We start from the raw sequence: 20,676 nt of genomic DNA, 5'->3' as shown, positions 1-20,676 counted from the left end.
TGGCGCGTGGCATACTGTGACGGTTGGTCGGAGTCGCCCACGCGACGACGACCGTCACTTCCATTCACTCGGATCGTCCGGCACGTACCTGCCGGTGAAGGAGCAAGAACAATGGCGTCCGTAACCTATGACAACGCGTCCCGCGTCTACCCCGGGGCCACGCGTGCCTCGGTCGACAAGCTGAACCTCGAGGTCGGAGACGGCGAGTTCCTCGTCCTCGTCGGCCCCTCCGGCTGCGGCAAGTCCACCTCCCTGCGCATGCTCGCCGGCCTCGAAGAGGTCAACGAGGGCCGCATCCTGATCGGCGACCGCAACGTCACGGACGTTCCGCCGAAGGACCGCGACATCGCGATGGTCTTCCAGAACTACGCGCTCTACCCGCACATGTCGGTCGCCGAGAACATGGGCTTCGCGCTCAAGATCGCCGGCATCAACAAGGACGAGCGCGCCGCGCGGGTCCTCGAGGCCGCGAAGATGCTCGACCTCGAGCCCTACCTGAACCGCAAGCCGAAGGCCCTCTCGGGTGGCCAGCGTCAGCGCGTCGCGATGGGCCGCGCCATCGTCCGCAAGCCGCAGGTGTTCCTCATGGACGAGCCGCTGTCGAACCTCGACGCCAAGCTCCGCGTCCAGACCCGCACGCAGATCGGCACGCTCCAGCGCCGCCTGGGCATCACCACGGTCTACGTCACCCACGACCAGACCGAGGCGCTCACCATGGGCGACCGCATCGCGGTCCTCAAGGACGGACTGCTCCAGCAGGTCGGCACGCCCCGCGACCTCTACGAGAACCCGAACAACGTCTTCGTCGCCGGCTTCATCGGCTCGCCCGCGATGAACCTGTTCCACGCGGACGTCACCGACGGCGGCGTCAAGTTCGGCGACACGGTCCTCCCGATCGCCCGCGAGGCGCTCGCGAAGACCACCCAGAAGGTCGTCACGCTCGGCGTGCGCCCCGAGGACGTCACCGTCTCGACCCAGCCCGGCGGCCTGCCGATCGAGGTCGACCTGATCGAGGAGCTCGGCTCGGACGGCTACCTCTACGGCCACACCGAGGTCGAGGGTCGCCGCACCGACATCGTCGCGCGCGTCGACGGCCGCGTGCACCCGACCGCGGGCGACCGCGTCTACGTGACCGCGAACCACCGCGTGCACATCTTCGACGGCGAGTCGGGACTGCGCCTCTCCTAGGCTCCGCCCCCGCGCACACGCTGCCGCCGTCTCCTCCGAGGCGGCGGCAGCGTTCGTCCGGGCCCCTCCACCGTCCGACTCCCGACACGAACGGCGCGCCATGTCCGGCTCCCTCAACATCACCTCGGCCACGGTCGACCCCGCCCTCCTCGACCTGCCGTGGAACCTGCGGCTGAACGACTGGCCCGACGAGTACATCGCCGCGCTGCCCAAGGGCATCTCGCGGCACACGGTCCGCTTCGCGCACCTCTCCGGCCACGTCGTCGCCGTGAAGGAGACGACGGCGGAGATGTCGCGGCGCGAGTACGAGATGCTCAAGACCCTGCAGCGGCTCGACGTCCCGTGCGTCGTGCCGGGCGCCGTGATCACGAACCGCACCGACGACGAGGGCGACGAGCTGCCCGCCGTGCTGGTGACCCGGCACCTCAAGTTCTCGCTCCCCTACCGCGCGCTGTTCTCGCAGACGCTGCGTCCCGACACGGCCACCCGCCTCGTCGACGCGCTGGCGCTGCTGCTGGTGCGCCTGCACGTCATCGGCTTCTTCTGGGGCGACGTCTCGCTCTCGAACACGCTGTTCCGGCGCGACGCGGGCGCCTTCGCGGCGTACCTCGTGGACGCGGAGACCGGGCAGCTCTACTCGGGCGGACTCTCCAACGGCCAGCGCGAGAACGACCTCGAGATCGCCCGGGTCAACATCGCCGGCGAGCTGCTGGACCTCGAGGCGGGCGGCCGCGTCGACGACGACCTCGACCCGATCACGGTGTCCGACGGCATCGTCGCGGCCTACCGCAGTCTCTGGAAGGAGCTGACCGGGGCGGAGTCGTTCTCGACCTCCGAGCGCTGGCGCATCAACGACCGGGTGAACCGGCTCAACGAGCTGGGCTTCGACATCGAGGAGCTCGCGATCAAGACCGACGAGGCGGGCTCCACTGTGCGGATCCAGCCGAAGGTCGTCGACGCGGGCCACCACCAGCGCCGCCTGCTGCGGCTGACCGGGCTGGACGCGCAGGAGAACCAGGCGCGCCGCCTGCTGAACGACCTCGACTCCTACACCGCCACCTACGACAAGCAGGGGCTGGACGAGGAGATGGTCGCCCACGAGTGGCTCGCGCAGGTGTTCGAGCCGGTCATCCGCTCGATCCCGCGCGACCTGAAGGGGCGGCTGGAGCCGGCGGAGATGTTCCACCAGCTGCTCGAGCACCGCTGGTTCATGTCACAGCAGCAGGCGCGCGACGTGCCGCTGGCGGAGGCGGTCACCGCCTACGTGAACGACATCCTGCGCCACCGCCGCGACGAGGCGACGATCATCGCCCCGCCGACCGAGGCGATCACCCTGCCGAACCTCGTCATCGACGGCGCCGGCGACGCCGAGCTGACCGACGAGGACGCCGACGTCGACTGGATGAAGAACGTCTGACCCGGCCCGCCGAAGGGCTCGTGCGGATCCCGGATCCGGCACGAGCCCTTCGTCGTCTGCGGCGCGTGCTGACGCGGATCTCGATACGCCCGCTCCGCGGGCTACTCGATCAGCATGCTCACCCGCTCGCCGAAGGCGGCGCCCCTCCGCCGTCGCTCGCCGAGGGCGCCACCCCTTCATGCTGGTCGAGTAGCCGCGCAGCGGCGTATCGAGACCATCCGTCACCAGCAGCCCGGCCTGCAGACCTGACTCCGAACACGGGTCGATCTCGATACGCCCGCTCCGCGGGCTACTCGATCAGCATGCTCACCCGCTCGCCGAAGGCGGCGCCCCTCCGCCGTCGCTCGCCGAAGGCGGTACCCCTTCATGCTGGTCGAGTAGCCGCGCAGCGGCGTATCGAGACCCACCGTCACCAGCAGTCCGGCCTGCTGACCTGACTCCGGGCAGGGCGGATCTCGATACGCCCGCTCCGCGGGCTACTCGATCAGCATGAAGCGCACCCGAGCCGGCGGTGACCGTTCAGCATGCTCATCCGCTCGCCGAATGCGGCGCCCCGCTGCTAACGCTCGCCGAAGGCGGCGCCCCTCAGCCACCGCTCGCCGAAAGCGGCGCCCCTCAGCCACCGCTCGCCGAAGGCGGCGCCCCCTGCCTCCCCCGGCGTCAGCGCGGGTGCCGGCGCGGTGAGCTGCAAGGCGGAGGAGGAAGCGATACCGGCGGTATCGCGCCCGACGACAACGCCGCAGATCGCCGTGCCGACGCCCGCGCTGCCCGCGCTACTCGGAGGCGGCGCGGAGTTTGGAGATCTCGTAGAGCGCGACCGACGCCGCGATGCCGGCGTTGAGCGATTCGGTGGCGGCGCTGATCGGGATGGAGACGACGGCGTCGCACTGCTCGGTGACGAGGCGGGAGAGGCCCTTGCCCTCGCTGCCGACGACGACGAGCAGTGGGCGGTCGGCGAGCTCGAGGCCGGGGAGCATGGTGTCTCCGTCGCCGTCGAGGCCGATGACGAAGACGCCGTCGCGCTTGTAGTCCTTGATCATCGCGGTGAGGTTGGACGCCATCGCGACGGGCACGCGCGCGGCGGCTCCGGCCGAGGTCTTCCAGGCGGCGGAGTTCAGGCCGACCGAGCGGCGCTGCGGCACGATGACGCCCTGTCCGCCGAAGGCCGCGACGGAGCGGATGATCGCGCCGAGGTTGCGCGGGTCGGTGATGCCGTCGAGCGCGACGAACAGCGGGACGACGCCGCGCGAGACGCTGCGCTCGAGCAGGTCGCTCGGGTGCGCGTACTCGTACGGCGGGACCTTGAGCACGAGGCCCTGGTGCACGGAGTCCGGGCCGGCGAGGCGGTCGAGCTCCGGGCGCATGACCTCGAGGACGGGGATGCCGCGGGCGGTGGCGAGCTTGAGCGCCTCCTTGACCCGGTCGTCCATCTCAATGCGCGTCGCGAGGTAGAGCGTCGTCGCGGGGATCTTGGCGCGCAGCACCTCGAGGACCGAGTTGCGGCCGGTGACCATCTCGGACTCGTCGCCGCTCTTGGGCTTCCGCGACGGGGCCGGACGGCCCTGGCCGCGGGCCGCGCCGTTCAGCGCCGCTCCGGGACGGCCCTTGCCGCCGGCGGCGACGAAGCGCTCGCGCGCCAGCTTCGCCTTGCCCGCGGGGTGGTACGGCCGGTCCTCGGCCTTGGGTGTGGGCTTCTTGCCCTCGAGGGCCTGGCGGCCCTGACCGCCGGAACCGACGGCCTTGCCCTTGCTCTTCTTGCGGACCGCTCCTGGGCGGCCGGGCTTATTCGCCATCGAGACTCCAATGCGCACCCGTCTGGGTGTCTTCGATCGTGATTCCCGCAGCAGCGAGATCGGTTCGGATGCGGTCGGCGGCCGCCCAGTCGCGCTGCTCGCGCGCGGTCTGCCGCTCGGCGACCAGGCGGTCGACGAGCACGGTGAGGGCCCGGTAGGTGGGCTCGTCGTCGGAGCGCGCCCACTCGGGGGCCTCCGGGTCGATCCCGAGGACCGATGCCATGGCGAGGACCTGGGTGCGCAGCGCGGACACCGTGCCGAGGTCCTCCGCGTCGAGGGCGGCGTTGCCGGCCCGCACGGTCTCGTGCAGGACGCCGATGGCCTGCGGAACCGAGAGGTCGTCGTCCATCGCCTCGGCGAACTCGTCGGGCACGACCGGCTCGCCGACGGCGGCGAAGCGGGTGCCCTCGAGGCGCCGGCGGGAGCGGTCGAGGAAGCCCTCGATCCGCTCGAGCGCGGCCTCGGCCTCCTCGAGCGCGCCGTCGTGGAACTCGAGCGTCGAGCGGTAGTGCGCCGAGCCGAGGTAGTAGCGGACGACCAGCGGACGGGCCGAGTCGAGCAGCTCGGAGGCGAAGACGGAGTTGCCGAGCGACTTGCTCATCTTCTGCCCGGTGACCGAGACGAGCCCGTTGTGCAGCCAGTAGCTGGCGAAGGCGTGGCCCGCGGCGCTCGACTGGGCGAGCTCGTTCTCGTGGTGCGGGAAGCGCAGGTCGAGCCCGCCGCCGTGGATGTCGAACTGGGTGCCGAGGTACTTGGTCGACATCGCGGAGCACTCGATGTGCCAGCCGGGACGGCCCCTCCCCCAGGGCGAGGCCCAGGAGGCGGACTCGGGCTCGTCGGGCTTCATGCCCTTCCACAGCGCGAAGTCGTGCGGGTCGCGCTTGCCGCGCGGGTCGGCGTCGGTCGCCGCCTCCATGCTCTCGAGGCGCTGGTGCGTGAGCGCGCCGTAGTCGGGCCAGGAGCGGGTGTCGAAGTAGACGTCGCCGGAGTCGTCCGGAGCGGGGTAGGCGTGGCCCAGCTCGATCAGGCGCTGCACGAGCGCGACCATCTCGGCGATGCTCGCCGTCGCCCGCGGCTCGTAGGTGGGCGGCAGGATGCCGAGCGCGGAGTAGGCGGCGGTGAACTCCAGCTCGACGCGGTAGGCGAGCGCCCACCACTGCTCCGAGGGCTCGCCCTCCCCGGCCGCGCGGCGGGCCTGCTCGGCGATCGCGAGGATCTTGTCGTCGATGTCGGTGACGTTGCGGACGAGGGTGACCCGGTAGCCGCGGTAGGCGAGCCAGCGGCGCAGCTGGTCGTAGACCAGGGCGGAGCGCAGGTGCCCGATGTGCGGCGACGACTGCACCGTGGGTCCGCAGACGTACATCCCGACCTCGTTCTCGCGGAGGGGGACGAAGTCGACGAGGGCCTGGGCCTTCGAGTCGTGCAGTCGCAGAGTCACGCCGCGAGTTTACCGGGCGGGGCGGGCGCGGCCGGGCGGCGGGCTGGCGCGGTGGATCAGTGCGCGGATCCGGGAGTGGGGAGGACGAGCGCCGTGGCCGTCGCGGCGACCCCCTCCCCGCGCCCGGTGAAGCCGAGCGCGTCCGACGTCGTGGCGGCGACGCTGACCGGGGCGCCGAGGAGTGCGGACAGCAGCTGCTGGGCCTCGTCCCGCCGCGGGGAGAACTTCGGGCGGTTGCCGATCAGCTGGACCGACACGTTGCCGATCGTGAAGCCGGCCGCCTCGACGAGCTCGCGGGTCGCACGGAGGAAGACCTCGCCGTGCGCGTCCTGGAACCGCGGGTCGTCCGTGCCGAAGCGGGAGCCGATGTCGCCGAGGTTCGCCGCGGCGAGCAGCGCGTCGCAGATCGCGTGCGCGACGGGGTCGCCGTCGCTGTGCCCGGAGAGTCCGCGCTCCCCCGGCCAGTGCAGTCCGGCGAGCCAGAGCGGCGACGCGTCGTCGAAGGCGTGCACGTCGGTGCCGATGCCGACGCGCGGCACCGCGGACGACGGCGGCGGCGCGAGCAGCTGCTCCGCGCGAGCGAGGTCCCAGGGCGTGGTGATCTTGAAGGCGAGCGGATCGCCGGGGACGACGACGGAGCCGCGGCCGTGAGCGGCGAGGAGGGCGGCGTCGTCGGTGAACTCCCGGCCGGCGGCCGCGTAGGCCTCGTCGAGCAGGCGGCGGGGGAAGCCCTGCGGCGTCTGCACGGCGGCGAGCTGCGAGCGGTCGACCGTGTCGAGGATCGCCGCGTCGGCACCGACCAGCTTGATGGTGTCGGTGACGGGCAGGCCCGGGATCGCGCCGCCGCCGGTCGAGCGGACGGCGGCGAGCACCCGCTCGAACTGCGCGACGGGCGTGAGGGCCCGGGCGGCGTCGTGCACGAGGACGGTGGCGACTCCCGGGTGCAGCAGGGCGAGTCCGCGGGCGACGGACTCCTGGCGGGTCGATCCGCCGGCGGTGACGAGGACCTCGACGGCGGACCCGGCGGCGCGGCGGCAGAGCTCGACGGTCGCGTCGACGAGGGACTCCGGTGCCACCACGACCACCTGGACCGGCTCGGCGAGGGTGAGCACCGTGCGGAGGCTGCGCTCGAGGATCGTGACGCCGGCGCACTCGACGTAGGCCTTGGGCAGCTCGCGCCCGAGGCGGGTGCCGCTGCCGGCGGCGACGATCACGACGGCCGCGGTCGGCGCCGATCCGGAGACGGTGTTCAACGGGACGTCCTTTCGCCGCCGGTCACAGTAGCAGCGGGCGGGAGGAGGGGGCAGCCCGGCCGGGACGCCGACGAGGCTGCGCTAGTCTTTTTCCGGCTCCTGCACCTCGATTCCGCCCTGTCCGGGGCGGGCGGAGCCGATGATCTGGAGGAACCCGTGAAGGCGCGCATCGCTGCATCCGTCGTTCTCGCGGTCGGCGTCGCGTTCGCCACCGCCGGCTGCAACCTGGTCGCCCCGCAGGCGACGCGGGCCATCTACGACCCGAGCGACGGAGTGGGTGCGACGATCGGCGATCTCGCCATCCGCAACGCGATGATCATCTCCGAGGACGGCGAGACCGGCACGCTGGTCGTGTCCCTGGTCAACGACACCGACGAGACGGTGAGCGTCGAGGTGCAGTACGAGGCGAGCACGGGCCGCACCAGCGACACGGTGGACGCTGTCCCCGGTCGCACGGAGGTCCGCCCGGGCAGCACCGAGTCGGTCACCATGGAGGGCCTCGACACGATCCCCGGCAGCCTGTTCCCCGTCTACTTCCAGTACGGCTCGGAGGAGGGCGAGGAGCTGCTCGTCCCGATCCTGACGAACGCCCTCGAGGCCTACGCGACGCTGACCCCGGCCCCGTCGGCCACGCCGACCCTCACGCCCACGCCGGACCCGGCGCAGACGGCGCTGCCCACCCCGACCGTGCAGCCCGGCGTCGACGCCCCGGCCGAGTAGCACCCGCTTCCGCGAAGGGCCGTCCACCTCGGTGGGCGGCCCTTCGTCATCCCGGCGGGCGGGTCTCGATACGCCCCTGCGGGGCTACTCGACCAGCATGTTCCGCCGAACCCGCTCGTCGCACAGCGACGGCCCTGTCGCAGACCGCTCGTCGCGCAGCGACGGCCCCTCTGACCGCTCGTCGCACCGCGACGGCCAAATCAGCGCCTGCACGTCTGCAGACGGCGGTTCGCCGCCCCCGACGTCAGCACGTGATCGCGGGGCCTGGCGGGGGTGGCTGCAAGGCGGAGGAGGGCGCGATACCGGCGGTATCGCAACCGACGACAACGCCGCAGACGCCCCCGCCAGGCCCCGCGATCAGGCGTCGAAGCGGTAGCCGAGGCCGCGGACGGTCACCAGGAGGACCGGCTCCTTGGGCGTCTTCTCGATCTTGGAGCGGATGCGCTTGACGTGGACGTCGAGGGTCTTGGTGTCGCCGAAGTAGTCGCTGCCCCAGACGCGGTCGATCAGCTGGCCGCGGGTGAGGACGCGGCCGGCGTTGCGGAGCAGCATCTCGAGGAGCTCGAACTCCTTGAGCGGCATCGGGGTCTCGACGCCGTCGACCTCGACGGTGTGGCGCTCGATGTCCATGCGGACGGGGCCGGCGACGACGATGCGCTCCTCCCCCGGGTCCTCGGTGCGGCGGCGGAGGACGGCGCGGATGCGGGCGAGCAGCTCGCGGGTCGAGTACGGCTTGGTGACGTAGTCGTCGGCGCCGAGCTCGAGTCCGACGACGATGTCCACCTCGGAGTCCTTCGCGGTGACCATGATGATCGGGATCGCGGAGCGGGTGCGGATCTCGCGGCACACCTCGGTGCCGGGCATGCCGGGGAGCATGAGGTCGAGCAGGATCAGGTCGTACTCGCCCTCGTCGAAGGCGGCGACGGCGCGCAGGCCGTCCTCGGCGACGGTGACGTCGTAGCCCTCGCGTTCGAGCAGGTAGCTGAGCGGCTCGCTGAGGGCGCTCTCGTCCTCGACGAGCAGGATGCTGGTCACGCGGTGTCTCCTATCGGGGCGGCGGACGCGAAGGGCGTCCTGGCCGGGTCTACTTCGGGGAGTCGGATGGTGAAGGTGCTGCCGCGGCCCGGCTTGGACCAGACGCGGACGTCGCCGCCGTGGTTCTGCACGGCATGCTTGACGATGCTGAGGCCGAGCCCGGTGCCGCCGGTGTGGCGGGAGCGGGCCTGGTCGACGCGGTAGAAGCGCTCGAAGACGCGGTCGAGGTCCTCCTCGGGGATGCCGATGCCCTGGTCGGTGACGGCGATCTCGACGACGCCGCCGGTGGAGCGGACGCCGATCCCGACGCGGGAGCCGGGCGGGGAGTACTGGATGGCGTTGGCCAGCAGATTGTGCAGCGCCGAGACGAGCATCTTCTCCTGGCCGGCGACGTACGCCTTCTTCATCCCGCCCTTGACGAGGGTGACGTCGTGCGACTCCGCCATCACGTGCGTCGTCTCGAGCGCGGCGACCACGATGTCGTCGACGCGGACGACCTCGGCGGAGCCGGCGACGTCCGCCGACTGCAGGCGGGAGAGCTCGATGATCTCGCGGGTGATCTTCGCGAGGCGGTGCGACTCCTGGGTGAGGCGGTGCGCGAACCGGCGGACCTGCTTCGGGTCGTCGGCGGCGGAGTCGAGGGCCTCGGCGAGCAGGCCGACCGCGCCGATCGGCGTCTTCAGCTCGTGCGAGATGTTGGCGACGAAGTCGCGGCGGACAGCCTCGAGCCTGCGGGCCTCGGTGTGGTCCTCGGCGAGGACGAGGACGAAGCGGGAGCCGAGCCGCGTGGCATGCACGACGAGGGTGACCGCGGCGTCCGAGAGCGGGCTCGTCGCCAGCTCCAGGTCCTGCTCGATGTCGTCGCCGAAGCGGCGCACCCGGTCGACGATCGCGACGAGGTCCGGATGGAGGAGCGTGTCCTGGGAGACGAGGCCGAGCGAGATCGCGCGGGCGGACGCCTTCAGCACGTTGTGGGAGGGGTCGGTCACGAACGCGGGAGCGCCGACGGCGTCGATGATCGCGCCGATGCCCTCGGGCAGGCCGACGGTGACGACCTCCGCCGCGATCCGGCCCTGGCGCGCGGCGAGGGTGACGACACTGGTGAGGACGATCCCGAGGACGATGCCGAGAACGAGCGACAGCACGACGATCAGGCCCGGATCCACGCTCCCAGGCTATCCATCCACCGCGCGTCTCCCTACCGGATGCCCGGCGACGGGTCGCGGGTCGAGTACTGTTCAAACGCTCGGCACCGTTCGTTAACCTGCCGTGGTCATCATGGCTGCGCCTGCGCCGGACTGGTGCAGTCGCAGCGCCGTGCGCGGCGCGGATCGGCACCGGTCTCCGTGCGTGCCGCAGAGAGGGTCGAGAAGAAGATGCGCGAAGTTTTCCAGCAGGAGCTGGCCGAGGTCCAGGATCGGCTCGTCGAGATCTCCGGACTCGTCGAGATCGCGATCGAGAAGGCGACCCAGGCGTTCAACCACTCCGACGTGTCCCTCGCCGAGGAGGTCATCGCCAGCGACGCCCGCATCGACGAGCTGGCCATCAGCCTCGACGAGCTCGCGATCGACATCCTCGCCCGCCAGGGCCCCGTCGCCCGCGACCTGCGGACCGTCGTGTCCGCGCTGCGGATCAGCGCCTCGCTCGAGCGGATGGGCGACATCGCCGAGCACATCGCCCAGCTCTCCCGCTACCGCTTCCCCGACAAGGTCGTGCCGAAGTCGCTCCGCCCGACCTTCGTCGAGATGGGCCGCCTCGACGTCGTCGTCGCGCACAAGCTCACCGAGCTGCTGCGCACCCAGGACCCCCGTCTCGCCGAGGAGATCCGCGACGAGGACGACAAGATCGACGAGCTGCACGTCAGCGTCTTCGACAAGGTCCTCAGCGAGGCGTGGAAGGGCCAGGCCGCCGACACCGTCGACGCCACCCTCGCCAGCCGCTACCACGAGCGCTTCGCCGACCACGCGGTGTCCATCGCGAAGAAGGTCCAGTACCTGATTTCGGGTGACTGGGGCTGAGTCCATTTGTCGATGTCGCGCTAGCGCGATATCGACCGCGGTCGGCAGACCGCGTGGGCGCGTTCCGCAGAGCGGGACGCGTACGGCTATGACGAATCGCTGGCACGCGATTCGCCCGTTCGCCTCGTGCGGGGCGGCTGGTCTGCACTCTCAGCGCCCGGGCGTCGAGTGACAGCTGCCGTGCCTCGCTGGTCGATCGCCCGCGCTTCCATGCTGATCGAGTAGCGCGCGCAGCGCGCGCATCGAGAGCCGCCGTCGTACGGACGCGGGGTCTCGATACGCCGCGTGCCGCGGCTACTCGACCAGCAGGGAAGGGGCGCGTTCCGCGACCTTCTTCTGCACAGCATGGGGGCGCGTTCCGCGACCTGGCTCATCCATGCTGATCGAGTAGCGCGCGCAGCGCGCGTATCGAGATCCGCCGTCGGACGGAGGCGGGGACTCGGTACGCCGCGTGCCGCGGCTGCTCGACCAGCGCGAAGAGGGCGCGTTCCGCGACCTGGCTCTCGCGTCCACGCTGATCGAGTCGCGCCGCCAAGCGAGGGGCGCGTACCGCGACCCGGCTGATCCATGCTGATCGAGTAGCGCGCGCAGCGTGCGTATCGAGATCCACCGTCAGGCGAGGGCGGGGTGCGGACGCGGACGGCCCGCGGGAGTCGGGACTCCGGCGGGCCGTGCGGGGGGAGGTGGACTACTTCTTGGCGCCCTGGGCGGCGACGGCGGCGGCGCCGGCGGCGGCGGCCTCGGGGTCGAGGTAGCGGGCCTCGCCGATCGGCTCGAAGTTCTCGTCGAGGGTGTAGACGAGCGGGATGCCGGTCGGGATGTTCAGCTCGGCGATGTCCGAGTCGGAGATGCCGTCGAGGGTCTTCACCAGCGCGCGCAGCGAGTTGCCGTGCGCGGTGATCATGACGGTCTTGCCCGAGGCGAGATCCGGCTTGATGTCCGACTCCCAGTAGGGCAGCATCCGCTCGATCACGAGCTTGAGCGACTCGGTGCGGGGCAGGTCGTCGCCGAGGTCGGCGTAGCGCTCGTCGTGCGCCTGCGAGTACTGGTCCTCGTCGTCGATGGGGGGCGGCGGCACGTCGAACGAGCGGCGCCAGGTCATGAACTGCTCGGGGCCGTACTCGGCGAGGGTCTGCGCCTTGTCCTTGCCCTGCAGCGCGCCGTAGTGGCGCTCGTTGAGGCGCCAGGAGCGCTTCACGTCGATCCACAGGCGGTCGGCCTTCTCGAGCGCGATGTTCGCGGTCTGGATCGCGCGCGTCTGGCGGGAGGTGTACACGACGTCGGGGTGCAGCTCCGCCTCGACCAGCAGCTCGCCGGCGCGAGTCGCCTCCGCGACGCCCTGCTCGGTCAGCCGCACGTCGACCCAGCCGGTGAACAGGTTCTTCTGGTTCCACTCGCTGTTGCCGTGGCGCACGAGGATGAGGGTGTAGGTCTCGGACATGCGTCCAGCTTAGAGGCGGCCCCTGCGCCCACGGATACGCTGGAGACCATGCCGATCGGAGCCGTCACCCGCGGCACGACGGGCACGAACCGCCTCCGCCGGGTGGACCGCCGGCTGGCCGAGCTGCCGGCGCTGCGCACGACCCGGGAGCCCGTCGTCGTCGACCTCGGCTTCGGCGCGAGCGCGGTCACCACGCTCGAGCTGCACCGCCGCCTCGTCCGGGCGGCACCCGGCGTCGACGTGGTCGGCTTCGAGATCGAGCCGGCCCGCGTCCAGACCGCGCGACGGCAGCTGGAGCGGGTCCGTGAAGGGGGCACCGCCTTCCCGGCCGACGCCCGGGTGCGCTTCGAGCGCGGCGGCTTCGAGGTCCCCCTGCCCGGACGGCAGCGGGCGAGCGTGATCCGCGCCTTCAACGTCCTCCGGCAGTACGACGAGTCGGCGGTCGCGGAGGCGTGGCGGACGATGACCGACCGGCTGACCCCCGACGGCGTGCTGGTGGAGGGGACCTGCGACGAGATCGGCCGGATCTGCACCTGGATCGAGATCGGACGCGAGGGGCCGCGCTCGCTCACCCTGTCGCTCCGGCTCGGCGCCGTGCCCTCGCCGATGATCGCGGCGGAGCGGCTGCCGAAGGCGCTGATCCACCGCAACGTCGCGGGCGAGCCGGTGCACGCGTTCCTGCTGGCGCTGGAGCGGGCCTGGCTGCACGCCGCCCCGCTCGCCGTCTACGGGCCGACGCAGCGCTGGATCGCCGCCGTCGAGTCGCTCCGCGGCGAGTGGCCGATCCTCGGCGGCCGGCGGCGGTGGCGGCTCGGTGAGGTGACCGTCGCGTGGGAGGCGGTGGCTCCGCTCGACTCGGCCCCGTCACTGTGAGCATTCTCATATTCACGCCCGCTACCCTCGTGCCCCATGGACGACCCTCCCCCTGAACCCTCGGGCACTGCTCCCTCCTCCGCCGCACCGACCTCGACCCTGATCGGCGGTGCCGCGGGTGCCTGAATGGCTCGGCATCGTCATCGGCCTCCTCCTCACCGTCGGCACCGGTCTCTTCGTCGCCTCCGAGTTCGCGCTGGTCAACCTCGACCGCAACGAGCTGGAGGAGCGCCGCGCCCGCGGTGAGAAGCGCCTCGACCCGACGATCTCCGCCCTGCGGATCACCTCCACCCATCTCTCCGGCGCGCAGCTGGGCATCACGCTCACCACGCTGCTCACCGGCTACACCTTCGAGCCCGCGATCAGCTCGCTGCTCGGCGACCCGCTGCGCTCGCTCGGGATCCCGACCGAGATCGTGCCGGGCATCGGCACGGTCGTCGGCGTCCTGCTGGCGACGGTCTTCTCGATGGTGATCGGCGAGCTCGTCCCGAAGAACTTCGCCCTAGCGCTGCCGCTGAGGACCGCGCAGGTCGTCGTGCCGTTCCAGATCCTCTTCACCACGGTCTTCAAGCCCGTGATCCTGCTCTTCAACAACACGGCCAACGCCCTGATCCGCGCGATGGGCATCGAGCCCAAGGAGGAGCTCTCGGGCGCCCGCAGCGCCGACGAGCTCGGCTCGCTGGTGCGCCGCTCGGTGCTCGAGGGCACGCTCGACAGCGACCACGCGGACCTGCTGCACCGCACGCTCCGCTTCTCGAGCCGCAGCGTCGCCGACGTGATGACGCCGCGGGTGCGGATGGCCTCCGTCACACTGCAGAGCACCGCGGAGGACGTCGTCCGGCTGGCGAACCGCACCGGCTTCTCGCGCTTCCCCGTGCTCGGGCGCGACTCCGACGACGTCCGCGGTGTCCTGCACGTCAAGCACGCCTTCGCACTGGCCCCGGAGGACCGGGCGCAGGCGACCGCGGAGTCGCTGATGATCGCGCCGATGCGCGTCCCCGAGACCGCCCGTGCCGACGCCCTGCTCGCTCCCCTGCGCGGCAGCGGCCTCGCCATCGCGGTCGTCGTCGACGAGTACGGCGGAACCGCGGGCGTCGTGACGCTCGAGGACCTCGTCGAGGAGATCGTCGGCGAGCTGGAGGACGAGCACGACCGCAGCCGCGCCGGCGTCGTCCGCTCCGGCCGCTCGGCGACCTTCGGCGGCGAGCTGCGCCCCGACGAGGTCGCGGAGCGGCTCGGCGCCGTGGTGCCCGAGGGCGAGGACTACGACACGGTCGCCGGCTTCCTCGCCTCGACCCTCGGCCGCGTGCCCGAGCTCGGCGACGAGGTCGCCGTGGCCGGCGGCGTGCTGCGGGTCGACCGCGTCGCCGCCCACCGCGTCGACCGCGTTCGCTTCACCCCGTCCGCTGCCGGAGACGAGACCGACGGAGGCGATGCCGTCGGCGTCGCCGCGCTCCGAGCCGAGGGGGCCGTCCATGAGTGAGTACCTGCCGGGGATCGCCTGGCTCGTGGTCCTGCTGATCGTCAACGCCTTCTTCGTCGGCGCCGAGTTCGCCGTCATCTCGGCTCGCCGCTCGCAGATCGAGCCGCGGGCCGATGCGGGCAGCCGCGCGGCGAAGACCACGCTCTGGGCGATGGAGCACGCCACTCTGATGCTCGCGACGAGCCAGCTGGGCATCACGGTCTGCTCGCTGGTCATCCTCAACGTCTCGGAGCCGGCGATCCACCACCTGCTCGAGATCCCGCTGGGCTTCACGGCGCTGTCCGCGGAGGCGATCGGCGTGATCGCGTTCGTCGCCGCGCTGCTGCTCGTCACCTTCCTGCACGTCGTGTTCGGCGAGATGGTGCCGAAGAACCTGGCGTTCTCGGTGCCGACCCGGGCCGCGCTGCTCCTCGCTCCGCCGCTCGTGCTCGTCTCGCGCCTGGTGAAGCCGGTGATCTGGTCGCTGAACGCGGTCGCCAACGGCATCCTCCGCCTGGTGCGGGTGGAGCCGAAGGACGAGGCGACCAGCGCCTTCACGCTCGACGAGGTCGCCGCGATCGTCCGCCAGTCGACCCGCGAGGGCGTGCTGGTCGACGCCTCCGGCACCGTCACTGCGGCGTTCGAGTTCACGACCAAGCGGGTCGCGGACGTCGCGGTCCCGCTCGAGCGGATGGTGCTGCTGCCCGCCGAGGCCACGCCCGCGGACGTGCGCCGCGCAGTGGCCGAGCACGGCTACTCGCGCTACCTGCTCGCGGACGGCGACGGACTGCCCGGCGGCTACCTGCACCTCAAGGACGTCTCCGACCTCGACGCGACCGAGGTGCCGGTGCCGCGCAAGCGGATCCGCCGGCTCGCCGCGGTCTCGGCCGGCGACGAGCTGGAGGACGCGCTCGCCGCGCTCCGGCGCACCGGCGCGCACCTCGCCCGGGTGGTCGACGCCGAGGGCCGCACCACCGGTGTCCTCTTCCTCGAGGACATCATCGAGGAGCTCGTGGGCGAGGTGCAGGACGCCACCAACGCGTGAGCGCCGGAGGAGCCCGGCCGGTCAGGCGAGCTCGGGCAGCGCGGTTCTCGCCTCGGCCGAGCTCGCCCCGGTCGCCGTCAGCAGGTCGACGACGAGCGGGCGGAGGATGACCAGCAGCGTCTTCTCCGCCAGCCGCGCCTCGGGGATCAGCGCCTGCGGGTCGAGGGTCGTCGCGAGCAGCACGAGGTCCTGACGCGCGAGCGCGAGCACCGCGGGCTCGGTGACGGCGCGGCCGAGCAGGGCGATCCCCGGGCCGAAGTCCGCGACGACGTCGGCGAGCGCCGGCCGCGGCACGGCGTCGCCGACCAGGAAGTCGGTGCGCCGCGCGACGATGCGGAGGTTGCGGGTCGCGAGGTCGAGCGCGGCGAGCATCGTGCGCTGCCGCTCCAGCTCGGCGCGGTGCCGCCGGACGAACGGCGAGATCCGTGCGACCCCGATCGCCGAGTCGAGGGCGGCCGTCCAGCCGTCGATCACCGGCTGCGTACCGCGGACGCGCTCGAGCGCCGCCGCGGAGGCCGCCTGATCGCCCCGGCGGAGCGCGTCGGCGAGCGCGTCGATCGTCTCCGCCAGTGCCGACACCAGCCGCCGCGCCTCGGCGCGAGCCGCCCGGAGCGGATTGCGCGGCACGATCGCGGTGCACAGCAGCGCGGCGAGCCCGCCGACCAGACCGTCGAGGCTCCGGGTGAACACTCCCCCGTCGGGCGCGGGCAGGATCATCACCAGCATCGCCTGTGTGCCGGCCGCGACGGCGAAGCCGGGGGACGGCGAGAGCGCCCGCCCCACGGTGAAGACGATCGCGAGCACGACGGCGAGCTGCCAGACGCCGGTGCCCCAGAGCAGCAGCAGCACCTCGCTCGCGGTGATCCCGATCAGCATGCCGATCGCGGTCTCGGCGACCTGCTTCGGCCGGGTGTCGCGCGCGATGCCCAGGCTCGAGATGGTCGCCGTCAGCGACAGCACCGGGGCGGGGTGCCCGAAGACGAAGCGCGAGACGGAGTAGGCGAGGATCGCCGCGAGGACGATCTGCAGCACCGCGGGCAGCGACGCCACGGCGCGCGCGACGCCCCGGCCGGGCCGGACGTCGTCGAGGCGGACGAGCGCCCGGATCCGCGCGGCCGCCCGATCCCGCCGAGCGGGTCCTGCGGCCACCACGGCGTGGCCTACCTGGTCGCTGCCCCGAGGCGGGGCAGGCGGGGCACTCCCGCCTCGGCGCCGGCGCCCGGCGGCACGACGACCTCCTGGGCGGCGGAGACGCGGATCTCGCCGGCCAGCACGGTGAGCTCGAGGTCGACGGGGACCGAGCGCTTGACGACGGCGAGGGCGATGGGGCCCTCCTCGTAGTGCCAGGCGCTCGCGGTGACGGTGCCGACCTCGACCGGGTCGCCGCCCTTGAGCGCCGTGACGACGTCGCCGTGCCCGGGCAGGGCGGAGTCGGAGCCGTCGAGCTGCAGCAGCACGAGGCGGCGGGGCGGGTGGCCGAGGTTGTGCACCTTGGCGACCGTCTCCTGCCCGCGGTAGCAGCCCTTGGCCAGGTGCACCGAGGAGCGGAGCAGGTCGAGCTCGTGCGGGATCGAGCGGTCGTCGACCTCGGTCGCGTGCCGCGGGCGCCAGGCGGCGATGCGGAGCGCCTCGAGGGCGTCGGAGCCGGCGAGCGCCACGCCCGCCGCGCGGGCGCGGGACTCGAGCCCGTCGAGCGCCGCGCGCGGCACGAGGGTCTCGCGGGCGGTCCAGCCGGCCGCGGGGTGCGCGGGAGCGGTGGCGTACTGCCAGCCGCCGGGCTGCACCTGCGCCCACGGGTCGAGCCAGCTGATGCCGGACTCCCCCGCGAGCTCGAGGGCGAGCGCGGTCGCAGGGCCGTCGCCGAGCGTCGCGAGCGTCGCGAACTCGACGGTGCGGTCGGCGATCTCGACGCGGAGCAGGAAGCGCATCCGGTCGAGCCAGGCCGCGAGCCCCGGCGTCTCGTCGCGGTCGAGGAGGAGCCAGGCGGTCTCGCCGTCGTCGACGACGCGGATGAGGTGCTCGATCCGCCCGGACGGGTCCAGCAGCAGGGTCTCGGCCGAGTCGCCGGGGGCGAGGCGAGCGAGCGCCTGGCTGGTCAGCGAGTCGAGCCAGGTGAGGCGGTCGGGGCCGGTGACGGTGACGACGCCGCGACCCGAGAGGTCGACGATCGCGGTGCCCGCGGCGAGCGCCCGCTGCTCGCGGAACGGCTCGCCGTAGTGCGCGGCGACGCCGGGCTCAGCCGCACTGGTCCCGACGACGGCGCCCGAGACCGACAGGAGCGGGGAGATCGGCAGCCGCTCCGAGGACGCGGTCTCATTCGACACGGGCGAGCCTTCCGGAGGAGTGGGTGCGGAGCCCCTGGCCGAGCGCGGCGATGTCCCACGCCCAGAGCAGGTGGTCGTCGACGAGGCCGTAGAGGCGGGTGGCGGCCGCGTAGTCCTTCGCGGCGGCGGTGCGCATGACGGCGTCGGTCGCGAGGTCGATCCTCGGGCCCTTGACCTGGCCGAGGTACAGCTCGCTGACGCCGTCGGGGTGCACCAGCGACACCTCGATGTCGAAGCCGCCGCCGCCGTTGCGCAGCGTCTCGACCGACTCGGCGTCCGGGAACGCGGGCGCACCGCGGCCCGGCAGCATGGCCGGGCCGGCGTCGGCGTCGGTGAGCGGGCGGCTGAGCCGCCAGTAGCCCATCTCGCTCACGAGCGGCCGGTGGCCGACCTCGCTGTCGTCCTCGAGCAGCCAGGTGTACGAGCTGTAGTTGAGGTAGGGCAGGCCGTCGTAGCTGAAGCTCACGCGGTGGCCGAACTCGGCCTGCACGGAGTCGTCGCCGACGGCGTAGTCGATGACACCCGATCCCTCCCAGACGCCGAGCAGCCAGGAGAGCGGGACGAGTTCGGGCGGGAGGCCCGAGGGGAGGGAGATCAAACCTGCTCCGGCGGCGGCTAGCGCTGGCCGCGGTAGAGCTTGTAGACGACCACGCCGGAGACCCACGCGATCGCGAGGGAGGCGAGCCCGAGCAGTCCGAGATAGAAGAGTTCGAGGGCGAGAAGCATGACTCCATCCTATCCGGCGGCACCGACGCGACGGGGTGGAGGAGGCCCGATCAGAGCGAGGTGAGGGCGGCGATGCCGCTGGCGACCGCGACGACGACCATCGCGCCGACGACGCTCGTCATCGTGCGCACCAGATAGCCGTCCGCCTTCGCCACGGCGAGCTGGACGGCGAAGGTCGCGAGGACGCAGCCGCCGAAGGTCAGCGCCAGCCAGAGCTGCTGCGAGCCGGGCGAGGCGATCACCAGGGTGACGACGGAGCCGAGGAGCGCGAGCACCCAGACCGCTGCCACTCCCGCGCGATCCCTGCCCATCCCTCAATTGTGCCCCAGGGAATCGGCCTCTCCGACCCGCCGCTAGTATTGCCGGAGACCAATCCTGGAGGATCCGTGGCGCAGTTGTTGATACTGACCTCAGCCGGTGGCTCGGAGGTCCTCCCCGCACTGGGCCTGCTCAGCCACAAGACCCGGCAGATCCCGGCGGAGCCGGCGCACCTCGTGAACGCCCCGAGCTGCGACCTCATCTTCGTCGACGCCCGGCAGGACCTGGCCAGCGCGAAGTCGCTCTGCAAGATCCTGACCACCACCGGGATCAACGTCCCGCTCATCCTCATCCTCACCGAGGGCGGTCTCACCGCGGTCTCCGCGGACTGGGGCGTGAACGACGTCATCCTCGACTCGGCCGGCCCCGCCGAGGTCGACGCCCGCATCCGGCTGGTCATCGGCCGGCTCGCTCAGGAGCAGTCGACCTCGCGGATCCAGGCGTCCGGCGTCGTGATCGACGAGGCCAGCTACTCCGCGAAGGTGCACGGGCGCCCGCTCGACCTCACCTTCAAGGAGTTCGAGCTGCTGCGGTTCTTCGCGACGCACCCGTCGCGCGTCTTCACCCGCGAGCAGCTGCTCAGCGAGGTCTGGGGCTACGACTACTTCGGCGGCACCCGCACGGTCGACGTGCACGTGCGGCGCCTGCGCGCCAAGCTCGGCGATCTGGAATCGCTCATCGGGACGGTCCGCAACGTCGGATACCGCTTCAACGTGTACGAAGAGGACAATGAACGAGTCGCTCAATCTCTCGGTTGAGAACCTGGCCGATCCCGCCGTCGCCGCGGGGCTCGAGCACCTGATCGGCCGGGCCGCCTGGTTCGACGGCCGGCCCCCGTTCAGCGATCAGACCCTGATCGACGCGCGGGCCGGGTCGCGCACGCTCCTCGTCGGCCTGCGCGCCGACGTCGTGGTGGCGGCCGCCGTGCTCGGCCAGGGCGAGCTCGAGTTCGTCGTGGACCCGGAGTGGCGCGGCGTCGGCTTCGGCCGCGCCGTCCTCGATCAGGTGCTCGCGAGCGGGCGCACCGGGCTCCTGGCCTGGGCGCACGGCGACCACCCGGCGGCCAGGGCCCTCGCCGCCTCGCACGACTTCGCGCCGGTGCGGACGCTGCTGCACCTCGCGCTCGATCCGCTCGTCGCCCCCGAGGTGAGCGTCCCCGAGGGCTTCGCGCTCTCCGACGGCCGCGACCTCGACCCGGCCGAGTGGGTCGCCCTCAACGCCCGGGTCTTCGCCGCGCACCCGGAGCAGGGCCGGATCACCGAGGACGACCTGGCCGCGCGCCGGGCCGAGCCCTGGTACGACGACGGGGACTTCCTCCTGCTCCGCGACGCCGACGGCGCGCTCGTCGGATACGACTGGCTGAAGATCGAGCCGGAGTCGACGACGGGCGAGATCTACGTCCTCGGCGTGGCTCCCGAGACCGCCGGTCGCGGGCTGGGGCGGACGCTCCTCGGGGCGGGACTCGCCCGGATGCTCGAGCGCGGCTGCACCGTCGCGGACCTCTACGTCGAGGCGGAGAACCGCTCCGCGGTGGCGCTGTACCGCTCGCTCGGCTTCACCGACGCCGCCGTCGACGTGCAGTACCTGCACCGCCGCCCCGCGGTGCGCTGAGCGGCGCACCGGCT

The 20,676-nt window shown here is 72.3% G+C and carries 19 protein-coding genes; 9 read left to right on the top strand and 10 right to left on the bottom strand.

The features are described from left to right. Positions 1-111: 111 nt before the first annotated feature. The gene (locus tag C1I64_RS01525) at positions 112-1,188 is read left to right on the top strand and encodes an ABC transporter ATP-binding protein (RefSeq protein WP_123702257.1); all 1,077 of its coding nucleotides are present in this window, start codon (positions 112-114) and stop codon (positions 1,186-1,188) included. Between the two features lie 100 nt (positions 1,189-1,288). Then, a complete protein-coding gene (locus tag C1I64_RS01520; RefSeq protein ID WP_123445159.1) occupies positions 1,289-2,605 on the top strand; it encodes a DUF4032 domain-containing protein in 1,317 nt (438 codons plus the stop codon). A 773-nt stretch (positions 2,606-3,378) separates the two neighbouring features. Here C1I64_RS01520 and rlmB read toward each other — a convergent pair. The 3 genes from rlmB to ispD are packed head-to-tail and all read right to left on the bottom strand — an operon-like array spanning position 3,379 to position 7,089. After that, positions 3,379-4,398, bottom strand: coding sequence for a 23S rRNA (guanosine(2251)-2'-O)-methyltransferase RlmB (gene rlmB, locus C1I64_RS01515; RefSeq protein WP_127885979.1), 1,020 nt, complete (start codon positions 4,396-4,398; stop codon positions 3,379-3,381). Then, on the bottom strand, positions 4,388-5,836 hold the full coding sequence (gene cysS, locus C1I64_RS01510) for a cysteine--tRNA ligase (protein ID WP_123445157.1): 1,449 nt from the start codon (positions 5,834-5,836) through the stop codon (positions 4,388-4,390). The genes rlmB and cysS overlap by 11 nt, the downstream gene beginning before the upstream one ends. A 56-nt stretch (positions 5,837-5,892) precedes the next feature. After that, positions 5,893-7,089, bottom strand: a complete 1,197-nt coding sequence (gene ispD / locus C1I64_RS01505; RefSeq protein ID WP_127885978.1) for a 2-C-methyl-D-erythritol 4-phosphate cytidylyltransferase — start codon at positions 7,087-7,089, stop codon at positions 5,893-5,895. A 156-nt stretch (positions 7,090-7,245) separates the two neighbouring features. Here ispD and C1I64_RS01500 point away from each other — a divergent pair, with 156 nt between their 5' ends. Continuing rightward, positions 7,246-7,809 (top strand): hypothetical protein, encoded by a 564-nt coding sequence (locus C1I64_RS01500; RefSeq protein ID WP_127885977.1) that lies wholly within the window; start codon positions 7,246-7,248, stop codon positions 7,807-7,809. Between the two features lie 357 nt (positions 7,810-8,166). Here the strand turns inward: C1I64_RS01500 and C1I64_RS01490 are convergent, their stop codons facing one another. Both C1I64_RS01490 and C1I64_RS01485 read right to left on the bottom strand, forming a co-directional pair. Next, entirely contained in the window at positions 8,167-8,844 is a 678-nt protein-coding gene (locus tag C1I64_RS01490; RefSeq protein ID WP_123445154.1) for a response regulator transcription factor, read from the bottom strand. Beyond that, complete coding sequence (locus tag C1I64_RS01485) at positions 8,841-10,010, bottom strand: sensor histidine kinase (protein ID WP_123702249.1); 1,170 nt, start codon at positions 10,008-10,010, stop codon at positions 8,841-8,843. The genes C1I64_RS01490 and C1I64_RS01485 overlap by 4 nt, the downstream gene beginning before the upstream one ends. A gap of 210 nt (positions 10,011-10,220) precedes the next feature. On the opposite strand from C1I64_RS01485, the gene phoU reads away from it, so the two are divergent. Continuing rightward, positions 10,221-10,862 (top strand): phosphate signaling complex protein PhoU, encoded by a 642-nt coding sequence (gene phoU, locus C1I64_RS01480; protein WP_123445152.1) that lies wholly within the window; start codon positions 10,221-10,223, stop codon positions 10,860-10,862. A 688-nt stretch (positions 10,863-11,550) separates the two neighbouring features. Here phoU and C1I64_RS01475 read toward each other — a convergent pair. Further along, positions 11,551-12,303 carry a phosphoglyceromutase gene (locus C1I64_RS01475; protein WP_123445151.1) on the bottom strand — a complete coding sequence of 251 codons (753 nt, stop codon included), beginning with the start codon at positions 12,301-12,303 and terminating at the stop codon, positions 11,551-11,553. A 48-nt stretch (positions 12,304-12,351) separates the two neighbouring features. Between C1I64_RS01475 and C1I64_RS01470 the strand changes: the two genes are divergently transcribed. The 3 genes from C1I64_RS01470 (at position 12,352) to C1I64_RS01460 (ending at position 15,683) form a co-directional block, all read left to right on the top strand. After that, positions 12,352-13,176 carry a class I SAM-dependent methyltransferase gene (locus tag C1I64_RS01470; protein WP_127885976.1) on the top strand — a complete coding sequence of 275 codons (825 nt, stop codon included), beginning with the start codon at positions 12,352-12,354 and terminating at the stop codon, positions 13,174-13,176. 118 nt (positions 13,177-13,294) lie between these two features. Beyond that, positions 13,295-14,659 (top strand): hemolysin family protein, encoded by a 1,365-nt coding sequence (locus C1I64_RS01465; RefSeq protein ID WP_127885975.1) that lies wholly within the window; start codon positions 13,295-13,297, stop codon positions 14,657-14,659. After that, entirely contained in the window at positions 14,652-15,683 is a 1,032-nt protein-coding gene (locus C1I64_RS01460; protein WP_127885974.1) for a hemolysin family protein, read from the top strand. The genes C1I64_RS01465 and C1I64_RS01460 overlap by 8 nt, the downstream gene beginning before the upstream one ends. 21 nt (positions 15,684-15,704) lie before the next feature. On the opposite strand, the gene C1I64_RS01455 is transcribed toward C1I64_RS01460, so the two are convergent. The 4 genes from C1I64_RS01455 to C1I64_RS01440 form a co-directional block, all read right to left on the bottom strand. Then, complete coding sequence (locus C1I64_RS01455; protein WP_127885973.1) at positions 15,705-16,835, bottom strand: FUSC family protein; 1,131 nt, start codon at positions 16,833-16,835, stop codon at positions 15,705-15,707. Between the two features lie 8 nt (positions 16,836-16,843). Next, a complete protein-coding gene (ygfZ, locus tag C1I64_RS01450) occupies positions 16,844-18,007 on the bottom strand; it encodes a CAF17-like 4Fe-4S cluster assembly/insertion protein YgfZ (RefSeq protein WP_425272890.1) in 1,164 nt (387 codons plus the stop codon). Beyond that, positions 17,997-18,605 carry a nitrobindin family protein gene (locus tag C1I64_RS01445; protein ID WP_127885972.1) on the bottom strand — a complete coding sequence of 203 codons (609 nt, stop codon included), beginning with the start codon at positions 18,603-18,605 and terminating at the stop codon, positions 17,997-17,999. The genes ygfZ and C1I64_RS01445 overlap by 11 nt, the downstream gene beginning before the upstream one ends. A gap of 178 nt (positions 18,606-18,783) precedes the next feature. After that, the gene (locus C1I64_RS01440; RefSeq protein WP_127885971.1) at positions 18,784-19,044 is read right to left on the bottom strand and encodes a hypothetical protein; all 261 of its coding nucleotides are present in this window, start codon (positions 19,042-19,044) and stop codon (positions 18,784-18,786) included. Between the two features lie 75 nt (positions 19,045-19,119). On the opposite strand from C1I64_RS01440, the gene C1I64_RS01435 reads away from it, so the two are divergent. Together C1I64_RS01435 and mshD are read left to right on the top strand one after the other, a co-directional pair. Next, on the top strand, positions 19,120-19,809 hold the full coding sequence (locus C1I64_RS01435; RefSeq protein ID WP_123445147.1) for a winged helix-turn-helix domain-containing protein: 690 nt from the start codon (positions 19,120-19,122) through the stop codon (positions 19,807-19,809). After that, complete coding sequence (mshD, locus tag C1I64_RS01430; protein ID WP_127885970.1) at positions 19,781-20,662, top strand: mycothiol synthase; 882 nt, start codon at positions 19,781-19,783, stop codon at positions 20,660-20,662. The genes C1I64_RS01435 and mshD overlap by 29 nt, the downstream gene beginning before the upstream one ends. Positions 20,663-20,676: the final 14 nt, after the last annotated feature.

This window comes from Rathayibacter festucae DSM 15932 (assembly GCF_004011135.1).
Classification (GTDB): Bacteria; Actinomycetota; Actinomycetes; order Actinomycetales; family Microbacteriaceae; genus Rathayibacter; species Rathayibacter festucae.
Note: the sequence above shows the minus strand (reverse complement) of the source record. Positions and strands in the feature narration are given on the sequence as shown.

What these genes read in the sequence shown, in the direction of transcription:
- C1I64_RS01520 (WP_123445159.1), top strand. Translation starts at nt 1,289, where the DNA reads ATGTCCGGCTCCCTCAACATCACCTCGGCCACGGTCGACCCCGCCCTC.
- rlmB (WP_127885979.1), bottom strand. Translation starts at nt 4,398, where the DNA reads ATGGCGAATAAGCCCGGCCGCCCAGGAGCGGTCCGCAAGAAGAGCAAG.
- C1I64_RS01525 (WP_123702257.1), top strand. Translation starts at nt 112, where the DNA reads ATGGCGTCCGTAACCTATGACAACGCGTCCCGCGTCTACCCCGGGGCC.
- C1I64_RS01440 (WP_127885971.1), bottom strand. Translation starts at nt 19,044, where the DNA reads ATGGGCAGGGATCGCGCGGGAGTGGCAGCGGTCTGGGTGCTCGCGCTC.
- C1I64_RS01475 (WP_123445151.1), bottom strand. Translation starts at nt 12,303, where the DNA reads ATGTCCGAGACCTACACCCTCATCCTCGTGCGCCACGGCAACAGCGAG.
- mshD (WP_127885970.1), top strand. Translation starts at nt 19,781, where the DNA reads ATGAACGAGTCGCTCAATCTCTCGGTTGAGAACCTGGCCGATCCCGCC.
- C1I64_RS01470 (WP_127885976.1), top strand. Translation starts at nt 12,352, where the DNA reads ATGCCGATCGGAGCCGTCACCCGCGGCACGACGGGCACGAACCGCCTC.
- phoU (WP_123445152.1), top strand. Translation starts at nt 10,221, where the DNA reads ATGCGCGAAGTTTTCCAGCAGGAGCTGGCCGAGGTCCAGGATCGGCTC.
- C1I64_RS01460 (WP_127885974.1), top strand. Translation starts at nt 14,652, where the DNA reads ATGAGTGAGTACCTGCCGGGGATCGCCTGGCTCGTGGTCCTGCTGATC.